Below are 20,537 nucleotides of genomic sequence, written 5' to 3'. Positions count from 1 at the left end.
CGCTACGCCCGGAATGACGAAAGCGGGAGGCCAATGGAGAACGGACGGGGTTGCTCCCGCAAAGCGGGGAGGAGACGGTCAATCCGGCACGTTGGCGTCCAGTTCGTCCAGCCAGACCCGCGCATTGCCGTCCGACGGCGCGCGCCAGTCGCCGCGTGGGGACAGGGAGCCGCCGGTGACGACCTTGGGGCCGTTCGGCAGGGCCGAGCGTTTGAACTGGGCGGTCTGGAAGAAGCGGATCAGGAATTTCCGCAGCCAGGCCTTGATGGTCGCCAGGTCGTATTCGACCTTTTCGTCCTCGGGCGTATTCGCGGGCCAATGCCCGGCGCCGGCGTCGCTCCAGGCCTGGTGCGCCAGGAAGGCGACCTTGGACGGTTTCAGGCCGAAGCGGCTGATGTAGAACAGGAAGAAGTCGGTCAGCGCATAGGGGCCGACCGTGCCTTCCGTGGACTGGATCACCCCTTCCTTGGCCGGGACCAGTTCGGGCGAAATCTCGGTGTCCAGGATGGCGTGCAGGGTCGGGGTCGCCTCGGCGCCGACCAGTTCGCGCGCGGCCACCCAGCGGATCAGGTGGCGGATCAGGGTCTTCGCCACCCCGCCGTTGACGTTGTAGTGGCTCATATGGTCGCCGACGCCATAGGTGGCCCAGCCCAGGGCCAGTTCCGACAGGTCGCCTGTGCCCAGGACGAAGGCCCGGTTCTGGTTGGCCAACCGGAACAGATAGTCGGTCCGCAGCCCCGCCTGCACATTCTCGAAGGTGATGTCGTGGACCGGTTCGCCCGCCGCATAGGGGTGGCCGATGTCCTTGAACATCTGTTCGGCGGCGGGGCGGATGTCGATCTCGGCCCCGGTGACGCCCAAGGCCTTCATCAGGGCCCAGGCGTTCGACTTGGTCCCGTCCGAGGTCGCGAAGCCCGGCATCGTATAGGCCAGGATCTGGGTCCGGGGCAGGTTCAACCGGTCGAAGGCGCGGCAGGCGACCAGCAGGGCCTGGGTCGAATCCAGCCCGCCCGACACCCCGATCACCAGCCGTTCGGCCTGGGTCGCCGTCATCCGCCGCATCAGGCCCTGGACCTGGATGTTGAAGGCCTCATAGCAGTCCTGGTCCAGCCGCCCGGCGTCGTCCGGCACGAAGGGGAAGCGGTCCAGCGGGCGGATCAGCTCGCTCTCGACCGCGTCTTCGCGCGCCATGAAGGGCACGACGGTCGCCGGTTCGCCCTCGACGCGGGCGCATTCGGCGAAGGTGCCGTTTCTAAGGCGATCCAGGCCGATCCGGTCCACATCGACGTCGGCGAGGGTCAGATGGTTCTCCAGGGCGAAGCGTTCGCCCTCGGCCAGTTTCGACCCCAGTTCGTGGATGGTCGCCTGACCGTCCCAGGCCAGGTCGGTGGTGCTCTCGCCCCAGCCCGAGGCGGTGAAGACATAGGCCGACAGGGTGCGGGCCGAATGGCTGGCGCTGAGCATCGCCCGCTCGTCGGCCTTGCCGATGACGATGTTAGAGGCCGACAGGTTCAGCAGGATCCGTGCGCCCGCCAGGGCCGCCCGGGTCGAGGGGGGCAGGGGCGCCCAGTAGTCCTCGCAGATCTCGACGGCGAAGACGAAGCCGGGCCGGTTGACCGCCTCGAACACCAGGCCTGGGGCGAAGTCCACCGTCTCGCCGTTTAGTCGGACCACGTCCTCGGCGCGGGCCGTCGCCGGGGCGAACCAGCGTTTCTCGTAATATTCCCGGTAGTTGGGCAGATAGGTCTTGGGCACGACGCCCAGAACCTCGCCCGCGCCCATCACCACGGCGCAGTTGTAGAGGGCGTCGCCGTTGCGGATCGGCGCGCCGACCACTGCGACCAGATCATGCTCGCCCGTCGCCTGGGCGATCACAGCCACCTGGCGTTCAACCTCGTCCAGAAGCGCGGCCTGCATATGCAGGTCGTCGATGGCGTAGGCCGACAGCGACAGCTCGGGGAACACCATCAGGTCCACGCCCTGATCGGCGGCCTGGCGAATCAGGGCGACGTGCTCTTCGGCGTTGGCCCTGGGGTCGCCCACATGGCTGATCGGGGTCGCCGCCGCCACGCGCACGAAGCCGTGGGTCTTCGGAGAGTGGAACGGGGGAGAGTGGAACAGGGTGGTGTCGGCCATCGGATCGTCCGCTATTCCGGCGTGCGCCGGTCATCGATCCTCATATAGGCCCGAAAGATGAAGGGAGAGAATCCTCTCCCCTCTTCTGCGTCAGCCGCCCATGGCCACGAAGGGACCATTGAGGAATTTCGGCTTGCCATAGGTCAGACGCTGGCCGTCGTCGGCGAGGACGCGACCGCCGGCCGCCTCCAGCACCGCTTGACCGGCCGCCGTATCCCACTCGGACGTCGGGCCCGAGCGCGGATAGGCGTCGAAACGCCCCTCGGCGATCAGGCAGAATTTCAGTGAGGAATCCGTGCCCTGCCAGCGGGTGCAGCCGTGGCGGGCGGCCAGGCGCGCGGCCTCTTCATCGGAGACGCTATGGCTCAGCAGGGCCATGCCCTCCTGCGGGCGGTCGCGCACCTTGATCGGCCGCCATTCGGCGCCGGAATGGGCCTCGCCCTGCTGCTGCTCGCCGAACTGGCGGCGGAAGGCGCCTGCGCCGGGGGTGTCGGTGCGCCAGGTGGTGCCCGTCGCCGGCGCCGTGACCACGCCCGCGACCGGATAGCCGGCGTGCATCAGGGCGATGTTGACGGTGAAGGCCTCGCCGCCGCGCACGAATCCCTTGGTGCCGTCCAGCGGGTCGATCAGCCAGAACCAGTCGTCGGCCGAGGCCGGGGCGCCGTTCGCGGCCACGGCTTCCTCGGCCACCGTCTGGACGCCGGGATAGAGGGCGGCCAGCCGTTCGAGGATCAGGGCCTCGGCGGCGCGGTCAGCCTGGGTGACGGGGCTGTCGTCCGACTTGGTTTCGACAGCAGTGTCGTTGCGCCAGAAGGGCAGGATGACGCGCGCGGCGTCTTCGGCGATCTCGGCGATGGCCAGGGCCAGGGCGCCGGATTCGAGGTCTTGGGAAAGGGTGTTCGTGGGGGAGGTCGTCATTAGGCGCTCGATAGACCATCACGGCGGTTCCATGAACCGGCAAATCACGTCAGCCTCGCGCGCGATACGAACTGTGACCAGAACGCCGACGAGAGTATGCTCGACTCCATGATTTCGACCGCCGCCGCCAAAGCCCCGCTGGACCTGCCCGTCGACGGAACCGAGCTGGCCACCTATGTCGCCGCCAAGCTGTGCCACGACTTCATCAGCCCCTCGGGGGCGATCGTCTCGGGCCTGGATCTGATGCGCGATCCCTCGGCCCAGGACATGCGCGAGGACGCCCTGTCCCTGATTGAACAGAGCGCCCGCAAGATGGTCTCCCTGGTGCATTTCGCCCGGGTGGCGTTCGGCGCGGCGACGACCAGCGAACGGTTCAACGCCCGCGAGCTTCAGTCCCTGGTCGCCGCCATGACCGAGGGCGGCCGCGCGTCGCTGGACTGGCGGATCGTCGAGGGCGAGTTCTCCAAGCCCCAGGCGCGGGCCCTGACCAATCTGGCCTATCTGACCGTCGGCGCCCTGCCGATGGGGGGCAATGCGGTGATCCAGTCGCATGTCGAGGGCGACGCCCTGATCTTCGAGGGTTTTGCCGAGGGCGCGCGCGCGCGGCTGAAGCCTGAAGCGGTCGCGGGCCTGGCCGGAGAGCGGTTGACGGAAGGTCTGGCGGGGCAGTGGATTCAGCCCTATTGGCTGTGGCTGACCGTCATTCAGGCGGGCGGCGATCTGCAGACGACGGTCGAAGAAGGGCGAGTTTCGCTGATCGCGAGAATGCCCCTTTGAGGCGTTTCCAAACGACTCGTTAACTGGAATCGGTCGATGGTGCGGGACGCGTGACTTCTGTCGGAAGCCCGGCGCCCTGGGGAGCCTCGCCTTGGATTTCAAAACCTGCCTGATCGTCGACGACAGCCGGATCATCCGCAAGGTGGCCCGCCGCATCGTCGAGGCCCTGGACTATGAGGTCGACGAGGCGGCTGACGGCGCTGAGGCCCTGGCCTATTGCACCGGGGTCATGCCCGACATGCTGCTGATCGACTGGAACATGCCGGTGATGGACGGCCTGACCTTCCTGCGCCGCCTGCGCGCCATGCCGGGGGGCGACAAGCCTAAGGTCCTGTTCTGCACCATCGAAACGCGCCCCGAACGGATCGCCGAAGCCCTGGCCGCCGGGGCCGACGACTATGTGATGAAGCCGTTCGACGGCGAAATCCTGCAATCCAAACTGATGGAGGTTGGCGCGATCGCGGCATGACCCCCGAGGACTTCGACAGACTCCAGGGACTTTTGGCCACCCGCGCCGGCTATCGGCTGGCGCGGGATCGCATCCACCTGGCCGAACACCGGCTGGGACCGATCGCGCGCCGTGAAGGCTATGCCAATGTCGAGGCGCTGCTGAGCAATCTGTGGGCCAATCCGGTCGCCTCTCTGGGCTGGGCGGTGATCGAGGCCCTGTTGAACGTCGAGACCTGGTTCCGCCGTGACCGCGCGCCTTTCGCGGTGCTGGAGAACGAGCTGCTGCCGGCCCTGAGCCGCGCGCGGCCCGGCGGTCGGGTCAGCGTCTGGTCCGCCGGCTGTTCGACGGGCCAGGAGGCCTGGTCCATCGTCATGGCCGGCCTGGACGCCGGCGTGACCATCGACATGGTCGCCACCGACCTGTCGCAGCGTGCGATCGAGAAGGCGCGATCCGGCCTCTATACGGGTTTCGAGATCCAGCGCGGCCTGACCGCCCACGCCATGCTGCGCTGGTTCGAACCGGCCGAGGACAACTGGCGGGTCCGCGACGAACTGGCGGACCGAGTTCGTTTCGCCCGCGCCAATCTGCTGGACGAGCCGGCGGACGAGGCTCGTTTCGACGTCATCTTCTGCCGCAATGTGCTTCGGGACATGGAGCCGGCGCGTCGGGCCCGCGTGCTGGACGGGCTGGAGCGGCGGCTGGTCGATGACGGCTGCCTGTTCCTCGGCCTGGACGAACAGCTGGAGGGCGAGACCATCGCTTTCCGGCCCGTCAGCGGCCGCCAGGGCCTGTACGTCAAATCGCCCTCCGCCCTGCGCCGCGCCGCCTGAGCGGCCGGCGGAGACGGGCGCCTCAGCCCGCGTGCAGTTCCTGCTTCACCCGTTCCGCCAGGGTCTTGATGTCCAGCGGCTTGGGCAGGAAGGAGACGCCGACCTCGTCCTGTAGCAGGTCCGAGAAGTCGCTTTCCGCATAGCCCGAGATGAACATGACCGGGGCGTCGCCCAGGTATTTGCGCGCCTTCTTCAGCAGCGACGGGCCGTCCAGGCCGGGCATGATCACGTCGGAGATCATCATGTCGATCTGGCCCGCATGTTCTTCGGCCAAAATCAGGGCCTCCTCGCCGTCGGCGGCCTCGATCACCTCGTAGCCGCGTTGGCGCAGCAGGCGGGCGGCGATGCCGCGCACGGCGTCCTCGTCCTCGACGAACAGAATGCGGCCGGCGCCGGACAGGTCGCGCGGCGCCTTGGCCTTGATCTCGACCGGCTGGACCTCGGCCAGTTCCGCCTCGCCCGCCGCCGGCAGGAAGATGCGGAAGGCGGCGCCCATGCTCATCCCGTGCGGGCCTTCGATATTGCTGACCGAGATATGGCCGCCGGCCTGCTGGGCGATGCCGTAGACGGTGGCCAGGCCCATGCCGGTGCCCTCGTTCACCGCCTTGGTGGTGAAGAAGGGCTCGAAGATCTTGTCCGCCAGTTCGGGCGGCACGCCGGGGCCAGTGTCCGACACCTCGATCAGGGCGACCTCGTCGGTGGGGGCGTCGGGCCATCCCAGTTGGCGGGCCTCGTTCCCGGTCAGGCGGCGCGTGGTGATGGTGACCACGGCGTCGCCCGGCTCGACCACGCCGCGCATGGCGTCGCGGGCGTTGACGGCCAGGTTCATGACCGCCGTCTCCAACTGGCTCTTGTCAGCCAGCACCACCGGCAGGTCGCGGCCGTAGTCGGTCTCCAGCCGCACGTCCTCGCGCAGCAGGCGGCGCAGCAGGACGGCGAACTCGCCGACCAGTTCGCCCAGGTCCAGACGTTCGCGCCGGACGGTGGACTTGCGCGAGAAGGCCAGCAGTTTGCGCACCAGGTCGGCGGCGCGGATGGCGGTCTGGCGGATTTCGTTCAGCCCGTCGTACGAAGGATCGCCGACCGGGTGCCGCTCCAGCAGGCCGGACAGCTGAAGCTGGATGGCCGTCAGCAGGTTGTTGAAATCGTGCGCCACGCCCCCGGCCAGTTGGCCCACGGCCTGCATCTTCTGGGCCTGGGACAGCTGCAGCTCCATCGACTTCTGCGCCGAGACATCGAACAGCCAGATGCGTTTGCGCTCGCCCTCTGGCGCCACATAGAGGTGCAGCATCTTGTCCGGATAGGCGCGGGCGACCAGTTCGATGGGGCCGGATGAGCCCGCCGTCAGCTTCACCCGAGCCTCGGCGACGCCCGTCGGATCGAACAGATGGCCGAAGGCGGCGTCGCGGGCTGCGCCTGGACCGGTCAGAACGGCCAGGGCGGCGTTGGCCTCTTGCGCGCGGCCGGAAAACAGGTCGGCGCCGTCGATGACGGCCGAGCCGAACGGGGCGCCGGCGGCCATGGCGCGGGACTCGCCCGCTGCCGCGCCGTTTGCGGGCGCTGTCGCCGCGACCGGCACGGGCAGGACCGCCTCGGGCGCGACGCGCAGCAGGAAACGGTTGTCGCCGGCCTTGCCGATCACGACCTCGACCTCGCGCTCGCCGATCTGGACGATGGCGTGGCCGGGCTCGCCCCGGCGGGCCTGGGCGAAGGCCATGTACAGGGCCTGGGCGGACTTGCCGCGCGGCAGGGCGGTGGTGGTGCCGTTGGCCTGGGCCCAGGCGCCGTTGAAGGCCAGCACCTGGCCGGTCTCCCACACCAGGGCCGCCGGTTCGGCCATGGCGTCCAGCATGTCCACGGCGACGTCGCTGGACGGCTTGACGGTTTCGGCGCGGCGGAAGCCGAACAGACCGATCAGGGCGATCAAGCCCGCTGTCACCAGCAGGATCATGCCCGGCGCCGACATCGGATTGGCCTTGAAGGCCGGATAGGCCAGGGCGGCGATGGCCACGACAACGCCGAACGCCGTCGCGACGGCGAGCAGATCGAACGGAAGGCGACGGGTGGACTTCATGCGGCCTCGCGAATCAGTGGCCTGAATCATACCCCCAAATGGGGCGTGGGGCCTTACGGGGTCTTACCGGCGTTTGCGGGACTGGAAGACGAAGCCGATGATCTTGGCGGCGGCTTCGAAATGTTCCTTGGGAATGACGGCGTCGATCTCGACCGAGGCGTAGAGGGCGCGCGCCAGGGGCACGTTCTCGACGATCGGCACATTATGTTCCTTGGCCACCTCCCGAATACGCATGGCCAGGGCGTCGACGCCCTTGGCCACGCAGACCGGGGCCCCGTCGCCCTCGCTGGGCTCATAGCGCAGAGCGACCGAATAGTGGGTCGGGTTGGTGACGATGACGGTGGCCTTGGGCACATTGGACATCATCCGCTGGCGGCTGCGTTGCATGCGGATCTGCTTCAGCTTGGCCTTCACATGCGGGTCGCCTTCGGTCTGCTTGTAGTCCTCCTTCATCTCTTCCTTGGTCATCCGCATCCGCTTGGCGAAACGGATCTTCTGCCAGATGAAGTCGGCGCCCGCCGTGGCGCCCAGCAGGATGATGGCCGCGATGAACAGGGCCATGGCCATGTCCCGCGCCAACGGCAGCAGGGCGGCGGGGCTCAGCGTCACCATGTTCTCGAACTCGCGGACATGGGGCTTCAGCACCATCCAGCAGACGACGCAGACGGCGATCAGCTTCAGGAAGGTTTTGACGAACTGCATCAGGCCGTCGGGTCCGAAGATCCGTTTGAACCCCGACATCGGGTTCACCGCAGACCATTGCGGCTTCAGTTTTTCGGTCGTGAAGATCAGGCCTGACTGGGCCAGGTGGCCGCCCGCTCCGCCCAGGATGGTGGCCAGCATGACCGCCCCCAGAAAGGGGGCGATGGCCCAAAGGGTCTTGGCCAGAATCTGATTGCCCGCGCCGGAGTCGAGCATCCCCAACATCTGGTGCGGCTGGGCGATGAAGGGCAGCAGCTGCTGGGCTATGGATCCGCAGAACCAGCCTCCGCCCCCCAGGATCACCGCCGCCGCCCCGGCCAGGGCCAGGACCTGACCGACGTCCTGGGACTTGGCGACGTCGCCCTTTTTTCGCGCTTCCTCAAGTTTTCGAGAGGTGGCCTCTTCTGTTTTCGACTCGGGGTCGGTGTCGTCAGCCACCCGCCCCTCCCCCGAAGGCGCCGGCCGCGAACACCTCGGCGAGGCGGCGGTAGCGGTCGATGAAGACAGTGCCCAGCGCGCCCAGGCTGAGCGCGAAGATGGACAGGCCCAGGATGACGCTCAAAGGTGCGGCGGCGAAATAGACCTGGAACGACGGCATGACCCGCGCGATCAGGCCCGAGGCCAGGTTGAAGATCAGGGCGAACACCAGAACCGGCGCCGACAGTTGCACCCCCAGCAGGAAGCTCTCGCCCAGGGTCCGCACCGCCATCTCGGTGAAGTCGCTCATGATCAGGGGCTTGGCCGGGGCGATCAGTTCGTACGAGCCGACCATGCCGGCGATGAACAGGTGATCGGTGTTGGTGGCGAAGATCAGCGTCACCCCGAACAGCATCAGGAAGGAGGAGATGGTCGATCCCGGCGCGGCCTGAAGCGGGTTGGCGGTCTGGGCGAAGCTGAGGGTGGTCTGAAGCGACACGATCTCGCCCGCCGTCGTCAGGGCGGTCAGGAACATCCGCAGCAGCATGCCGATCATCAGGCCGACGACCACTTCGCGGATGACCCATCCGGCCATGCCGCCCACGGTTTCGGGCAGGCCCGGCAGAACCCCGCGCACCACCGGCCACAGGGCCAGGCTGATGACCAGGGCCAGGGACAGGCGCACGCGCGGCGGCACATAGGTCTCGCCGAAGCCGGGGATGACCATCAGCATCGCCCCGATCCGGGCGAAGATCAGCCCGCCGGCCCAGACCTGATCGGCGGTGGCGTAGGCCTCCACCCGTCTACATGCCCGCGATGCGGGCCGCGATCTGGCGCATGAACCCGCCCAGCAGGGCGCCCATCAGCGGCAGGAACACCAGCAGGGACGCGAAGATGGCGATGATCTTGGGCGCATAGATCAAGGTCTGTTCCTGGATCTGCGTCAGGGCCTGGAACAGGCCGATCACGACGCCGACGATCAGACCGACCAGCAGGATCGGCAGGCACAGCTGGATCGTCAGCCAGATGGCGTCGCGCCCCACATCCAGAACTTCCGCGCCGTTCATCGCCACAGGCTCCCGCAAATCACTGGGCAGAAAATGCCGGGAGGATGGTTAACGGGAAGATAACCAAGTTGAAGGAAACGGCGCTTGCGCCCTGAAGCCCTCGATCCGCCTGTGGTCAGTCCAGCGGCTGCGGCCGCGTCACGACGGGGGCGTTCGGGTCTGTCTGAGCCGGGCGAGCGGCGGTCGGCGCGGGCGCGACGACGACCCGGGGCGGCGGCTCAACAGACGTCGGCGCGGGCTGGGACGGCGCGGCGACGGTCGCAGCGGGCGGTGTCGCCGCTGGCGTCTGCGCTCTGTTTAGAGTGCTGGTCGGGTTGGAAGCGGGCGTCGTCGGCCGAGGCGTGGCGGCGGATGCTGGCGCGGTTTCGACCGTGGTGTCTACCGGCGCCGCCTCGACGACCGGGGCGGGAATCGGCGCCTCGGCGACCGGTGTCTGCGTGATGGGGGCGGGGGCCGCAGCCGCCGCCGGCGCGACGGCCAGCGGCGCCGCAGGCTCAGACGTCGAACGCAGGGCGAACCAGAGGCCGCCGCCTGCGACCAGCGCAGCCGCCGCGCCGAGACCGATATAGGCGGGCAGGCGGGAGGCGCGTCGAGTCGATGCGCGGGCGGGGCTGGATGAAGCCGGGGGCGCAGCGGGTTCGGTCGCCTCAATAATCGGGGCGACTGCGGGTACAGGCGGCGCGGGTTCCGGCTCTACCTGAGGCGCAGGCAGAGGCGCTGGCGTTAGCTCTGGCGTCGCGCCGGGCAGGGGACGCACTGACAGATCGACATCCGCCGCCGCTTGACCGGCGGGCTTCGGCGGGACGGGGGCCGGGGTCGGCAAGGCGCCTGAGGCGGGACGGGCCTGGGGGATCAGCGAGCCGCTCAATATGCCGGCGCCGGGGCGGGGCGCCGCGCGACGGGGTTGAGCTTGCTGCGGCTGGCTCAGCGGGGTCTGGCCCAACGGCGTCTTCAGCGGCGGGCGATTGGGGATGCGGTCCAGCGGATTGGGCGCGACCGGCACAGGACCGACGTGGAAGGTGGTCGTGGGCATCCGGCCCCAGGTCACCTGCTTGCGCTGGAACGGCTCCGGCGTCGGCTCCACGGGAGCGGTCGGGGTAGGCGGGCTCTTGGCGTCGTCGGACATTCTACTTTACTCGCAGGCGATATGGCCGGTTTCGTGACGGCTCAGGTCCCGTGTCTCGGGCCCGTTTCTTAGGCTTTGAGCCGATAGCCCGTCTTGAACATCCACATGACCACGGCCAGGCACAGGGCGAAGAAGCCCAGGGTGGCCGCCACGCTGATGCCGATGGGAACGTCGCCCTGGCCATAGAAGGTCCAGCGGAAGCCCGAGATCAGATAGACCACCGGATTGAAATGGGCCACCGCCCGCCAGACGTCGGGCAGCATGTTGATCGAATAGAAGGAGCCGCCCAGGAAGGTCAGGGGCGTCACGACCAGCATGGGAATGAAGTTCAGCTGTTCGAAACTGCCGGCCCAGATGCCGATGATGAAGCCGAACAGGCTGAAGGTCACCGAGATCAGCACCAGCATGGCCAGCATGGCCACGGGGTGCAGCACCTGTAGGGGCACGAACAGGGTCGAGGTGGCCAGTATGATCAGGCCCAAAACCGCCGACTTGGTCGCCGCCGCCCCGACATAGGCGATCACCACCTCCAGCGACGACACGGGCGCCGACAGGATCTCGTAGATGGTGCCGGTGAATTTGGGGAAATAGATGCCGAAGGAGGCGTTGAAGATCGACTGGGTGAACAGGCTCAGCATGATCAGGCCCGGCACGATGAAGGCGCCATAGGCGACACCGTCGATCGCCTCCATCCGGCTGCCGATGGCGCTGCCGAAGACGATGAAATACAGGGCGGTGGTGATCACCGGCGTGACCACGCTTTGCCAGATGGTGCGCAGGGCGCGGGCCATCTCGAAGCGATAGATGGCCCAAATCCCGAAAAGATTGGCGCCATGTCCGTTGGAGTTCATCAGGCGGCCTCCCCGTCGCGGTGGACCAGGCTGACGAAGATGTCTTCCAGCGAGCTCTGGCGGGTGTTCAGGTCTTTGAACCCGATATTCAGCCGTTCAAGCCGGCGGATCAGGGCGGGCACGCCCGTGTCGTCGGCATTGGCGTCGAAACTGTATTCCAGCTCTCCTCCGTCGGCCTTCAGCGCCAGATCCCATTCCGACAGGTCCGCCGGCAGGGCGGCCAGGGGCTCGATCAGATTCAGGGTCAGGGTCTTCCTGCCCAGCTTCTTCATCAGGGCGGTCTTCTCCTCGACCAGGATCAGTTCGCCCTTCAGGATCACCCCGACCCGATCGGCCATCTCCTCGGCCTCCTCGATATAGTGGGTGGTCAGGATGATGGTGACGCCGCGCTCACGCAGTTTGCGCACCATGGCCCACATGTCGCGGCGCAGTTCGACGTCGACCCCGGCGGTGGGTTCGTCGAGGAACAGGATGTCCGGCTCGTGGCTCAGGGCCTTGGCGATCATCACCCGGCGCTTCATCCCGCCCGACAGGGTCATGATCTTGGAGTCGCGCTTGTCCCACAGCGACAGGTCTTTCAGGATTTGTTCGATCAGGGCCGGGTTCCCCGGCTTGCCGAACAGGCCCCGGCTGAAGGTGACGGTGGCCAGGACGGTCTCGAAGGCGTCTGTGGTCAGCTCCTGCGGCACCAGGCCGATCTTGGTGCGGGCGGGGCGGAAGTCCTTGCGGATGTCGTGACCGTCGGCGACCACAGTCCCCGTCGTGGCGTTGACGATGCCGCAGACGATGGAGATCAGGGTGGTCTTACCCGCCCCGTTCGGACCCAGCAGGGCGAAGATCTCGCCTTTCTCGATGGTCAGATCGACGCGTTTCAGCGCCTGAAGCCCCGACTTGTAGGTCTTGGTCAGGCCTTGGATCTCGATAACCGGCATCGGCGCTCCGTAATCCGAGACTCTCGCGCCCGGCGTCGTGGCGCGAATATGGCGTGCCGCCGTCCCGTCTCAAGGGGCGTCGGGCGAGAAGCCGTTGTTAACCGAAACCATGCACGGTGTCGTCTTCGCCGGCCCTTCGACGGGAGCGCCCATTGTCCTCGCTGTCCGCCGCCCATCGCGCCGCCCTTCAGGCGGTGGTCCAGGCCGCGCCGGACGCCGCCCTGGCGCAATTGGGCGCGGCTGTGCCTGCCCTGGGCGGCGACAAGGCGGCGGAACTGGCGGTCATGATCGTGCAGGAGGCGCGCGACCGCGCCCGTCGCGACACGGCCTTTGCGCCCCTGCTGCCCCTGTTCCAGCCGCGCGCAGACGCCACCCCGGCCCTGATCTTCCCGTCCTTCCTTCTGGCCCGGATATGGCGTGAGGCGAAAAAGGTCGAGGAGTCCTTCCTCAGCCTGTTGGACGGCGCCGGCCCCTCTCAAGGGGAATGGACCCTGGTCGCCGACCGGCTGTGCGCCCATGCGGCGGCGCTGCTGCGAGATCGACCCGGCGAGGTCTGGCCGGATTATCGCAAGCCCGATGCCGGCGCGCCGCCCGCGACGCCGGCTGAACTGGCGGGCTGTTTCGACCTGGTCCCCCTGGCGCGCAGCGCCCTGCCGCGCCTGCCCGCCTGGCTGGAGCGACCCGACGCCAATCAGCTGGCGGGGCTGAGGCTGCTGATCCAGGACGCCATGGCGGTGTCCCCGGATGGCGGGCGGCGGATGATCGACATCCTGTTCGCCCATGTCGCCGACGCCGAGCGGATGATGCGGGTCGTCACCCAGACCAGCCGCCTGGCCGACAGCGAGATCATCCTGAGCCATTCCGACATGGGGGTCTTCGTCGAACGCCTGCTGGCCTCGGTCCAGACGCGCGGCCAGCGCATCGCCGCCGCCCGACCGTTGCAGGACGAGACGGTCATGGCCGAGGTGGTGGCCGATGTGACCTGGTGCGCGGGGGTTCTGGCTGAAATGGACCTGACCCTTCAGGTACGGCCCGACTCCCCCTGGGGGCGGGCGGCGCGGATGGCGCGGGTTCAGGTCGCCGGTCAGCTTTCGGGCCTGATGAAGTCCACCTCTGTCGCCGTCCACGCCGCCCTGCCGATGAAGCGACAGGTCATAACCGGTCGCATGACCCGGCTGTGCCCCTGGCTGGAAGCCCCGGCCAAGGGCGAGCCCATCGAGGCGGCGGCGGCCCTGTTGTCGGCGGTCTCGGGTCTGCGCGGCGCCGCCAACACCTTCGGCTGCGAGGCGGATCGAATGGCCTTGCGGACCGAGCTGACCGACTATCTCTCGACCTGGGCCAATGAGGCGCTGGACAGCGTGGCGGACGGGGATGTGGACGATCCGGACAAGGCCCTTCGGCTCATCGGCGTGGCCGCGCGCTTCCTGACCTTGATCGAGGCGCTGGAGGCGGCGCGGGCGGTGCGACGACGCGCCGCCGCCGCCGAGGCCGCCAGGGCGACCACTGGGGCCTCGCCCGGCGTCGTCTGATGCGATAGACGGCGGGTATGATCGTCTTCTGGATAATGACCGGTCTGGCGGCGGCGATGGCCGGCCTGCTGGTGTTGACCGGGGCGCGACGCGGGGCCGATACGGCTGCGGCCGGCGAGGCCGAGATCGGCGGGCGGGAACTGGACGAACTGGATCGGCTGAAGGCGCGGGGCCTGCTGGACGAGGCGGCCCATGCTGCGGCTCGCGCCGAGGCGGGGCGGCGGCTGCTGGCGGGCCAGGCTGTGACGGCGCCGGTCGGGGGACGGCGTGACCGGTTCTGGGTGCTGGGCGGGATTGCGGCCACGACGGCGGGGGGGCTGGCCCTCTACGTCCTGACGGGATCGCCCGGCCTGCCGGACCAGGCCTATGAGCGGCGGGTCGATCAATGGTCCACCCAGCTTGAAACCCTGGAGCCGGCGCAACTGGCCGCAGTGACGGCCCGCGTCGCGCGGGATAATCCGCAGGATCGTCAGGCCCTGGCCATGCTGGGCGCGGCCCGGTTTGCGGCCGAGGATCCGCTGGGCGCCGCCTCGGCCTTTCGTCGGCTGATCGAACTGGAGCCGACGGACGCCCAGGCCTGGGCGCGGCTGGGCGAAAGCCTAGTGCGGGCCAATGACGGCCGGATCGGCGGCGACGCCGAGGCCGCCTTCCGCGAGGCGGTGCGGCTGGATCCGGACCAGCTGGGCGCGCGCTTCTTCCTGGGCCAGGCGGCGTTCGAGCGGGGCGATGCGGCGGCCACCCGCGCCCAGTGGACGCCTCTGATCGCGGCGCTCGATCCGGCCGATCCGCGCCGCCAGGATCTGGAACGCCGCCTGCCGAGGGCGGAATGACCCGTTGGCGCGGGGCGCCGGCCTCTGTAGACGGAAGGAAAATTCCGTCGGGGAGCGGGACCGCGAAACCATGAGCTGGCTGCCGAAATCGCCGAAGGCGCGTCGTCGCCTGTGGGTCGTCGCGGCCGTGGCCCCGATCCTGGCCCTGGCGGTCGGCCTGTCGCTGTGGGCCATGCAGGACAGCGTGACCTTCTTCTACTCCCCGTCCGAGGCCACCGCCGACAAGGCGCCGGAGGGCCGCGACATCCGTCTGGGCGGCTTGGTCGAGACGGGCAGCGTGCAGAAATCCGGCGACGGCCTGGTCGTCTTCACCGTCACGGACAATATCGCCACGACCCAGGTCCAGTATCACGGCGACCTGCCCGACCTGTTCCGTGAAGGGCAGGGGATCGTGGCCCAGGGGTCGTTCGGCGCCGACCGCGTCTTCCACGCCAGTCAGGTCCTGGCCAAGCACGACGAAAACTATATGCCGCGCGAGGTCGCCGACCGGATCAAGGCCAAGGGCGAGTGGCGGCCGGAGGCCTCGACCAAGACCGCCCCCCTATGATCGCCGAACTCGGGGCTTTCGCCCTATCCCTGGCCCTGGCCCTGTCGATCCTGCAGACGGCCTTGTCGTCGGCGGGCCGCTGGCGGCGTAGTCCGGTCCTGGCGGGCGCGGCGCAAGGGGCGGCCTTGGCGGCGGCTGCGGCTGTCGCCCTCAGTTTCGCGGCCCTGATCTACGCCTTTGTCGTATCCGACTTCTCGGTGTCGAACGTCGCGGCCAACAGCCACACCGACAAACCGATGTTGTACAAGGTCGCAGGCGCCTGGGGCAGTCACGAGGGGTCGCTGCTGCTGTGGTGCCTGGTCCTGACCGTCTTCGGCGGAGCCTTGGCTCGAGCCCGCGGCCTTCCGTTCGGGCTGAAGGCCTCGGCCGTGGCGACGCAGGGGGCGCTCGGCTCGCTGTTCCTGGCCTTCGCCGTCTTCACCTCCAGCCCCTTCACCCGCCTGGACCCAGCGCCCTTGCAGGGGGCGTCGCTGAACCCGCTGTTGCAGGATCCGGCCCTGGCCGTGCATCCGCCGCTGCTCTACGCCGGCTATGTCGGTTTCTCCGTCTGCTTCTCCCTGGCCGTCGCCGCCCTGATCGAGGGCCGGGCGCAGACGGCCTTCTGGCCCGCCTGGGGCCGGTGGGTGCGGCCCTGGGCCCTGGCCAGCTGGGCCTTGCTGACCGTCGGCATCACCCTGGGGTCTTTCTGGGCCTATTACGAGCTGGGCTGGGGCGGCTGGTGGTTCTGGGATCCGGTCGAGAACGCCTCCTTCATGCCCTGGCTGGCGGGCGCGGCCCTTCTGCACAGCGCGGTGGTGACCGAGCGGCGCGGGTCGCTCGCGGGCTGGACCGTCTTCCTGGCCCTGCTGGCCTTCAGCTTCTCCATGCTGGGCGCCTTCCTGGTGCGCTCCGGCGTCCTGACCTCCGTCCACGCCTTCGCCGTCGATCCCCAGCGGGGCCTGATGCTGCTGGCCATCCTGGGGCTTACGGCCGGCGCCGCCTTCGCCCTGTTCGCCTGGCGCGCGCCCCAGCTGAAGGGCGGCGGCCTGTTCGCCCCGGTCAGCCGCGAGGGCGCCCTGGTGCTGAACAACCTGTTCCTGACGGCCGCCGCCGCGACCGTGTTGCTGGGCACCCTCTATCCCCTGATCCTGGAGGCCGCGTCCGGCGCCACCATCTCGGTCGGCCCGCCCTATTTCGCCGCCACCTTCGTTCCGCTGATGACCGTCGCCTTCATCATCCTGCCAGCCGGGCCGCTCCTGGCGTGGAAGCGGGGCGACCTGACCGGGGCGATTCAGAGGCTGGCCGTCGCGGCGGGCCTGGCCCTGGTTTCGGCCCTGGCCGCCTACGCCCTGTGGGAACCTAGAAAGGCCTTCGCCGCCGCCGGGATCGGCCTGGGCGCTTGGTTGATCCTGGGTTCGCTGGCCGAAGTCGCCGAACGGGCGCGCCTGTTCCGCGCCTCGGGCGCCGAGACCCTGCGTCGCCTGAAGGGCCTGCCGCTGGGCGCCTGGGGCATGAGCCTCGCCCACCTGGGCCTGGGCGTCTTCATCCTGGGCGCGGTGGTCGAGACCGGCTTCAAGGCCGAGGCCGCGCGCGCCCTGTCCCTGGGCTCGAGCGTCTCCGCCGGGCCCTGGACCGTGACCCTGGATCAGGTCCGTGTGGTCGAAGGCCCGAACTATCTGGCCGAGCAGGGCCGGCTGACCGTGCGGCCGTCGAACGACCGGGGCCGGGCGAAGACGGTGACGGCCGAGCGCCGCTTCTTCCCCGCCGGTGGCCAGACGACGACCGAGGTCGGTCTGGATTTTCGGGGTCTGGACGACGTCTATGTGGTGATGGGCGAACGGGCGGGGACGCCGGACGCCCCGGCCTGGGTCGTGCGCCTGTACTGGAACCCCTGGGCGCGACTGATCTTCCTGGGGCCGATGATCATGGCGTTCGGGGGGCTTCTGTCGCTGCTGGACCGTCGCCTGCGGCTGGGCGTTGGCGCGCGGCGGAGGAAGACGGCGTGAGGCGGCTCTCGATCCTGCTGGCCGCGCCGGTCCTGGCGCTGATGCTGACGGCGGCCGAACCCCCGGCTGCGCTCGACCGACCGCTGAACGACCCGGCCCAGGAGGCCCGCGCCCAGGCCCTGTTCAAGGACGTCCGCTGCGTCGTCTGCCAGCACGAGGCCATCGCCGACAGTCCGGCGGGCGTCGCCGGCGACATGCGCCGCCTGATCCGCGAGGAAATCGCGTCCGGCGCCTCCGACCAGGCCGTGCGCGACGACCTGGTGCGCCGGTTCGGCGACTATGTGCTGTTCACCCCGCCGGTGCGGGCCGGAACCTGGCTGTTGTGGTTCGGCCCCTTCGTGCTGGCGGCCCTGGCGCTGTTGCTTCTGTTGGTTCGCGCCCGAGGCCGTCCCGCCGAGGTGGAACCCCTTTCCCCGGACGAGGAACGTCAGCTGCAAGACATTCTCCAAAATGAGAAGCTTCGCCGCGATCTGGACGCAACCTCGCCTCACGACGGGCGCTAGTCGGGATCAACCATCGAACGTTGGAATTGGCGTAACGCCCATTCGGCCTATATCAAACGCGAATGCGGGGCCCGCTCGGCCCCGACAGAGGATCGCAAGGACAAGATGCTGAAGCGCAAAGAGTTCATTCTCGGGGCCGCGGCCGGCCTGACCCTGGCGGCGGCGGCGACCGCGGGCGGGGTCATCTCCTGGCCCGGCGCCCATGCCGATCCCCAGGCGGTGAACCGGATCACCCCCGTCCCGGCCAACGGCGACAGCTTCTCGCCCCCGCCCGGCGCGCCCAACAGCTTCGCTAACATCTTCGAACAGGTCGCCCCCGCCGTCGTTCAGATCGATGTGACGGTCAAGGTCGAACAGCCCCAGGGCGGCGCCTTCCAGATCCCCGGCCTGCCGTTCCAATTCGTCCCGCCGCAAGGACAAGGCGAAGGCGAAGAGGCCGAGCCCCAGACGACCCAGGGCGCCGGTTCGGGCTTCTTCATCTCGCAGGACGGTTTCATCGTCACCAACAACCACGTCGTCGCCGACGCCACCGAGATCAAGGTCAAGATGTCGGACGGCCGCGAGCTTCCGGCCCGCCTGGTGGGCCGCGACGAGGCCACCGACTTGGCGGTGATCAAGGTCGATGGCGACAACTTCAAATACGTCAGCTTTGAAGAGACGGCTGATCCGCGCGTCGGCGACTGGGTCATCGCCATCGGCAACCCGTTCGGCCTGGGCGGCACGGCGACCGCCGGCATTGTTTCGGCCAAGGCGCGCGACATCGGCGGACGCGAAAGCCCCTATACCGACTTCCTTCAGATCGACGCCGCCATCAACCGGGGCAATTCGGGCGGCCCGACCTTCGACATCCACGGCCGGGTCATAGGCGTGAACTCCGCGATCCTTTCTCCCACGGGCTCATCGGTCGGCATTGGCTTCGCTATCCCCGCCGAAACGGCAAAGCGGATCACCACGCAATTGATGCGCGGCGAGGCGATCGAACGAGGCTATCTGGGAATCAAGATTAGTACGCCGACGCCTGAAGAACTTGCCGCTCTCGGGCTGCAACCGAATCAGAAGGGGGCGCTGGTTGCCGAGGTTACGCCGGGCGGTCCGGCTGAGCGGGCTGGTTTGCGATTCACGGACTTGATCGTTTCCCTCAACGGCGAGGCCATCGAGTCCTCAACCAAGTTGACCCGCTTGGTCGGCTCGGCCAAGCCGGGCGACACCCTGCGAATGGAAGTGCTGCGTGACGGTCGCCGTCAGACCATTACGGCTCGTTCGACCAAGCGCCCGTCCGAGACTGAACTGAACAGCCAGGATGGAGGCAGCAGCGGCGGCGACGCGCCGAACGCGACGCCGGGCGCTTCGGCCACGGTCGAAGGCCTCACCGTCGCGCCGCTGACACCAGCGCTGCGTCAGCGTCTTGGCGCGCCCGCCTCCGTAGAGGGGTTGGCGGTCACAGGCGTCGCCAACGGTGTTGATCCGCGGCTGTCGCAGGGCGTGGTGATCCAGCAGGTTCAGAACACCCCGGTCCGCACGGTCGAGGAGTTCCGGAACGCCGTCAACGCGGTCAGGGCGTCGGGCCGGCCGGGCGCCTATCTGCTGATTTGGGCGCGAGGCGCGGGGAATGTGCCTTATGTCCTCGAGCTTAAGAAAGCTGACTAAGCCGTAACTCACTGAATCGCCGCCGATGCGCTACCATCGGCGGCGATTTTGATTCCGGGAGGGGTTCCATGCGGATTTTGGTGGTCGAAGACGACGCAGAGGCGGCGACGGCCATGGTGCGGGGCCTGTCCGAAGCGGGGCATGATGTGACCCATGCCGTGGACGGGGCGTTCGGCCTGCTGGAGACCCAGAAGGGCGGCTACGACGTCTATGTGGTCGACCGGATGATGCCGCGCCTCGACGGCGTCGGCATGGTCGAGACCGTCCGCAAAGGCGGCGACCAGACCCCGGTCCTGTTCCTGTCGGCCCTGGGCGAGGTCGAGGACCGGGTGACGGGGCTGAAGGCCGGCGCCGACGACTATCTGGTCAAGCCCTACGCCTTCGCCGAGCTGATCGCCCGCGTCGAGGCCCTGTCGCGCCGTCGCGAGACCGGCGGGGTCCAGACGGTGCTGAAGGTCGGCGACCTGGAGATGAACCTGATCGCCCGCACCGTCCATCGCGGAACCACCGAGATCGATCTCCAGCCGCGCGAGTTCCAGTTGCTGGAGTTCCTGATGCGCCACGCCGGCCAGTCGGTGACCCGCACCATGCTGCTGGAGAAGGTCTGGGAATATCATTTCGACCCCCAGACCAACGTCATCGACGTCCACATCAGCCGCCTGCGCTCCAAGATCGACAAGGGCTTCGACAAGGCCATGCTCCAGACCGTGCGCGGCGCGGGCTATCGGTTGGAGGCGTAGACGCATCTATTCTCCCTCCCCCTCGGGGGAGGGGGGACGCGTAGCGTCCGGGTGGGGAGGGCAGGGCGACATGGCGAAAATTGCTCGGGCGCGCGCCATGCGGAAAACGCTCACTCCAGCGGAAGCCCGTCTATGGGTGGCCCTGCGCGCTCTCCGATCTGACGGTTTGCATTTCCGAAGACAGGCGCCGCTGCGCGGCTACTACCTTGATTTCTTTTGTTGGGCCCGAGGGGTGATCGTGGAAGTGGACGGCGGGTCCCACTTAGATGAAGACCGTGCAAGGCAGGATCGCGTGCGTGACGCGGTCTTCGCAAGAGAGGGTTTGATCACCTTGCGGTATGACAACCTCCGGGTCCGGGATCAGTTGGCGGAGATCATCGAAGATGTGCGTGGGTCTTGCCTGGCCCGCCCCACCCGGTCGCCGCAGCGCGGCGACCCCCCTCCCCCGCAGGGGGAGGGAGACGGCTTGTTCTGA

At 68.4% G+C, this 20,537-nt stretch carries 20 protein-coding genes; 11 read left to right on the top strand and 9 right to left on the bottom strand.

What is annotated here, in order from left to right:
• Positions 1-78: 78 nt before the first annotated feature.
• Together ACW177_RS14955 and cysQ are read right to left on the bottom strand one after the other, a co-directional pair.
• Entirely contained in the window at positions 79-2,136 is a 2,058-nt protein-coding gene (locus ACW177_RS14955; protein ID WP_492026465.1) for an NAD(+) synthase, read from the bottom strand.
• A gap of 90 nt (positions 2,137-2,226) precedes the next feature.
• Positions 2,227-3,054 carry a 3'(2'),5'-bisphosphate nucleotidase CysQ gene (gene cysQ, locus ACW177_RS14950; RefSeq protein WP_492026464.1) on the bottom strand — a complete coding sequence of 276 codons (828 nt, stop codon included), beginning with the start codon at positions 3,052-3,054 and terminating at the stop codon, positions 2,227-2,229.
• A 96-nt stretch (positions 3,055-3,150) separates the two neighbouring features.
• Between cysQ and chpT the strand changes: the two genes are divergently transcribed.
• The 3 genes from chpT to ACW177_RS14935 all read left to right on the top strand — a co-directional run bounded on the left by chpT (position 3,151) and on the right by ACW177_RS14935 (position 5,112).
• Complete coding sequence (chpT, locus tag ACW177_RS14945; protein ID WP_492026463.1) at positions 3,151-3,831, top strand: histidine phosphotransferase ChpT; 681 nt, start codon at positions 3,151-3,153, stop codon at positions 3,829-3,831.
• A 91-nt stretch (positions 3,832-3,922) separates the two neighbouring features.
• Entirely contained in the window at positions 3,923-4,300 is a 378-nt protein-coding gene (locus tag ACW177_RS14940) for a response regulator (protein ID WP_492026462.1), read from the top strand.
• Positions 4,297-5,112, top strand: coding sequence for a CheR family methyltransferase (locus ACW177_RS14935; protein WP_492026461.1), 816 nt, complete (start codon positions 4,297-4,299; stop codon positions 5,110-5,112). Before ACW177_RS14940 ends, ACW177_RS14935 begins: the two co-directional genes overlap by 4 nt.
• Before the next feature lie 22 nt (positions 5,113-5,134).
• On the opposite strand, the gene cckA is transcribed toward ACW177_RS14935, so the two are convergent.
• The 7 genes from cckA to ACW177_RS14900 form a co-directional block, all read right to left on the bottom strand.
• A complete protein-coding gene (gene cckA, locus ACW177_RS14930) occupies positions 5,135-7,186 on the bottom strand; it encodes a cell cycle histidine kinase CckA (RefSeq protein ID WP_492026460.1) in 2,052 nt (683 codons plus the stop codon).
• A gap of 63 nt (positions 7,187-7,249) precedes the next feature.
• On the bottom strand, positions 7,250-8,326 hold the full coding sequence (gene flhB, locus ACW177_RS14925; protein WP_492026459.1) for a flagellar biosynthesis protein FlhB: 1,077 nt from the start codon (positions 8,324-8,326) through the stop codon (positions 7,250-7,252).
• Positions 8,319-9,104, bottom strand: a complete 786-nt coding sequence (fliR, locus tag ACW177_RS14920) for a flagellar biosynthetic protein FliR (RefSeq protein ID WP_492026458.1) — start codon at positions 9,102-9,104, stop codon at positions 8,319-8,321. Before fliR ends, flhB begins: the two co-directional genes overlap by 8 nt.
• Positions 9,105-9,108: 4 nt before the next feature.
• Positions 9,109-9,372 (bottom strand): flagellar biosynthesis protein FliQ, encoded by a 264-nt coding sequence (gene fliQ / locus ACW177_RS14915; RefSeq protein WP_492026457.1) that lies wholly within the window; start codon positions 9,370-9,372, stop codon positions 9,109-9,111.
• A gap of 115 nt (positions 9,373-9,487) precedes the next feature.
• Complete coding sequence (locus ACW177_RS14910) at positions 9,488-10,498, bottom strand: hypothetical protein (RefSeq protein WP_492026456.1); 1,011 nt, start codon at positions 10,496-10,498, stop codon at positions 9,488-9,490.
• 68 nt (positions 10,499-10,566) lie between these two features.
• Positions 10,567-11,349 carry an ABC transporter permease gene (locus ACW177_RS14905; RefSeq protein WP_492026455.1) on the bottom strand — a complete coding sequence of 261 codons (783 nt, stop codon included), beginning with the start codon at positions 11,347-11,349 and terminating at the stop codon, positions 10,567-10,569.
• Positions 11,349-12,281 (bottom strand): ABC transporter ATP-binding protein, encoded by a 933-nt coding sequence (locus tag ACW177_RS14900; RefSeq protein ID WP_492026454.1) that lies wholly within the window; start codon positions 12,279-12,281, stop codon positions 11,349-11,351. Before ACW177_RS14900 ends, ACW177_RS14905 begins: the two co-directional genes overlap by 1 nt.
• Before the next feature lie 152 nt (positions 12,282-12,433).
• Here ACW177_RS14900 and ACW177_RS14895 point away from each other — a divergent pair, with 152 nt between their 5' ends.
• The 8 genes from ACW177_RS14895 (at position 12,434) to ACW177_RS14860 (ending at position 20,537) form a co-directional block, all read left to right on the top strand.
• On the top strand, positions 12,434-13,810 hold the full coding sequence (locus tag ACW177_RS14895) for a hypothetical protein (RefSeq protein ID WP_492026453.1): 1,377 nt from the start codon (positions 12,434-12,436) through the stop codon (positions 13,808-13,810).
• Positions 13,811-13,827: 17 nt separating this feature from the next.
• Positions 13,828-14,640, top strand: coding sequence for a c-type cytochrome biogenesis protein CcmI (gene ccmI, locus ACW177_RS14890; protein WP_492026452.1), 813 nt, complete (start codon positions 13,828-13,830; stop codon positions 14,638-14,640).
• 70 nt (positions 14,641-14,710) lie between these two features.
• Complete coding sequence (gene ccmE / locus ACW177_RS14885) at positions 14,711-15,187, top strand: cytochrome c maturation protein CcmE (protein ID WP_492026451.1); 477 nt, start codon at positions 14,711-14,713, stop codon at positions 15,185-15,187.
• On the top strand, positions 15,184-17,172 hold the full coding sequence (locus ACW177_RS14880) for a heme lyase CcmF/NrfE family subunit (RefSeq protein ID WP_492026450.1): 1,989 nt from the start codon (positions 15,184-15,186) through the stop codon (positions 17,170-17,172). Before ccmE ends, ACW177_RS14880 begins: the two co-directional genes overlap by 4 nt.
• A complete protein-coding gene (locus ACW177_RS14875; RefSeq protein WP_492026449.1) occupies positions 17,169-17,675 on the top strand; it encodes a cytochrome c-type biogenesis protein in 507 nt (168 codons plus the stop codon). Before ACW177_RS14880 ends, ACW177_RS14875 begins: the two co-directional genes overlap by 4 nt.
• Before the next feature lie 105 nt (positions 17,676-17,780).
• Positions 17,781-19,322, top strand: coding sequence for a Do family serine endopeptidase (locus ACW177_RS14870; RefSeq protein ID WP_492026448.1), 1,542 nt, complete (start codon positions 17,781-17,783; stop codon positions 19,320-19,322).
• 68 nt (positions 19,323-19,390) lie between these two features.
• Entirely contained in the window at positions 19,391-20,062 is a 672-nt protein-coding gene (locus ACW177_RS14865; protein WP_492026447.1) for a response regulator transcription factor, read from the top strand.
• A gap of 70 nt (positions 20,063-20,132) precedes the next feature.
• The gene (locus tag ACW177_RS14860) at positions 20,133-20,537 is read left to right on the top strand and encodes an endonuclease domain-containing protein (protein WP_492026446.1); all 405 of its coding nucleotides are present in this window, start codon (positions 20,133-20,135) and stop codon (positions 20,535-20,537) included.

The sequence above is a fragment of the Brevundimonas sp. AVps23W genome (assembly GCF_058681395.1).
Note: the sequence above shows the minus strand (reverse complement) of the source record. Positions and strands in the feature narration are given on the sequence as shown.

Coding starts and splice junctions, on each gene's coding strand:
- ACW177_RS14935 (WP_492026461.1), top strand. CDS start 4,297: ATGACCCCCGAGGACTTCGACAGACTCCAGGGACTTTTGGCCACCCGC.
- cckA (WP_492026460.1), bottom strand. CDS start 7,186: ATGAAGTCCACCCGTCGCCTTCCGTTCGATCTGCTCGCCGTCGCGACG.
- ACW177_RS14910 (WP_492026456.1), bottom strand. CDS start 10,498: ATGTCCGACGACGCCAAGAGCCCGCCTACCCCGACCGCTCCCGTGGAG.
- ACW177_RS14955 (WP_492026465.1), bottom strand. CDS start 2,136: ATGGCCGACACCACCCTGTTCCACTCTCCCCCGTTCCACTCTCCGAAG.
- fliQ (WP_492026457.1), bottom strand. CDS start 9,372: ATGAACGGCGCGGAAGTTCTGGATGTGGGGCGCGACGCCATCTGGCTG.
- chpT (WP_492026463.1), top strand. CDS start 3,151: ATGCTCGACTCCATGATTTCGACCGCCGCCGCCAAAGCCCCGCTGGAC.
- cysQ (WP_492026464.1), bottom strand. CDS start 3,054: ATGACGACCTCCCCCACGAACACCCTTTCCCAAGACCTCGAATCCGGC.
- ACW177_RS14880 (WP_492026450.1), top strand. CDS start 15,184: ATGATCGCCGAACTCGGGGCTTTCGCCCTATCCCTGGCCCTGGCCCTG.
- ACW177_RS14860 (WP_492026446.1), top strand. CDS start 20,133: ATGGCGAAAATTGCTCGGGCGCGCGCCATGCGGAAAACGCTCACTCCA.
- ACW177_RS14905 (WP_492026455.1), bottom strand. CDS start 11,349: ATGAACTCCAACGGACATGGCGCCAATCTTTTCGGGATTTGGGCCATC.
- ACW177_RS14870 (WP_492026448.1), top strand. CDS start 17,781: ATGCTGAAGCGCAAAGAGTTCATTCTCGGGGCCGCGGCCGGCCTGACC.
- ccmI (WP_492026452.1), top strand. CDS start 13,828: ATGATCGTCTTCTGGATAATGACCGGTCTGGCGGCGGCGATGGCCGGC.
- ACW177_RS14900 (WP_492026454.1), bottom strand. CDS start 12,281: ATGCCGGTTATCGAGATCCAAGGCCTGACCAAGACCTACAAGTCGGGG.
- ACW177_RS14865 (WP_492026447.1), top strand. CDS start 19,391: ATGCGGATTTTGGTGGTCGAAGACGACGCAGAGGCGGCGACGGCCATG.
- ccmE (WP_492026451.1), top strand. CDS start 14,711: ATGAGCTGGCTGCCGAAATCGCCGAAGGCGCGTCGTCGCCTGTGGGTC.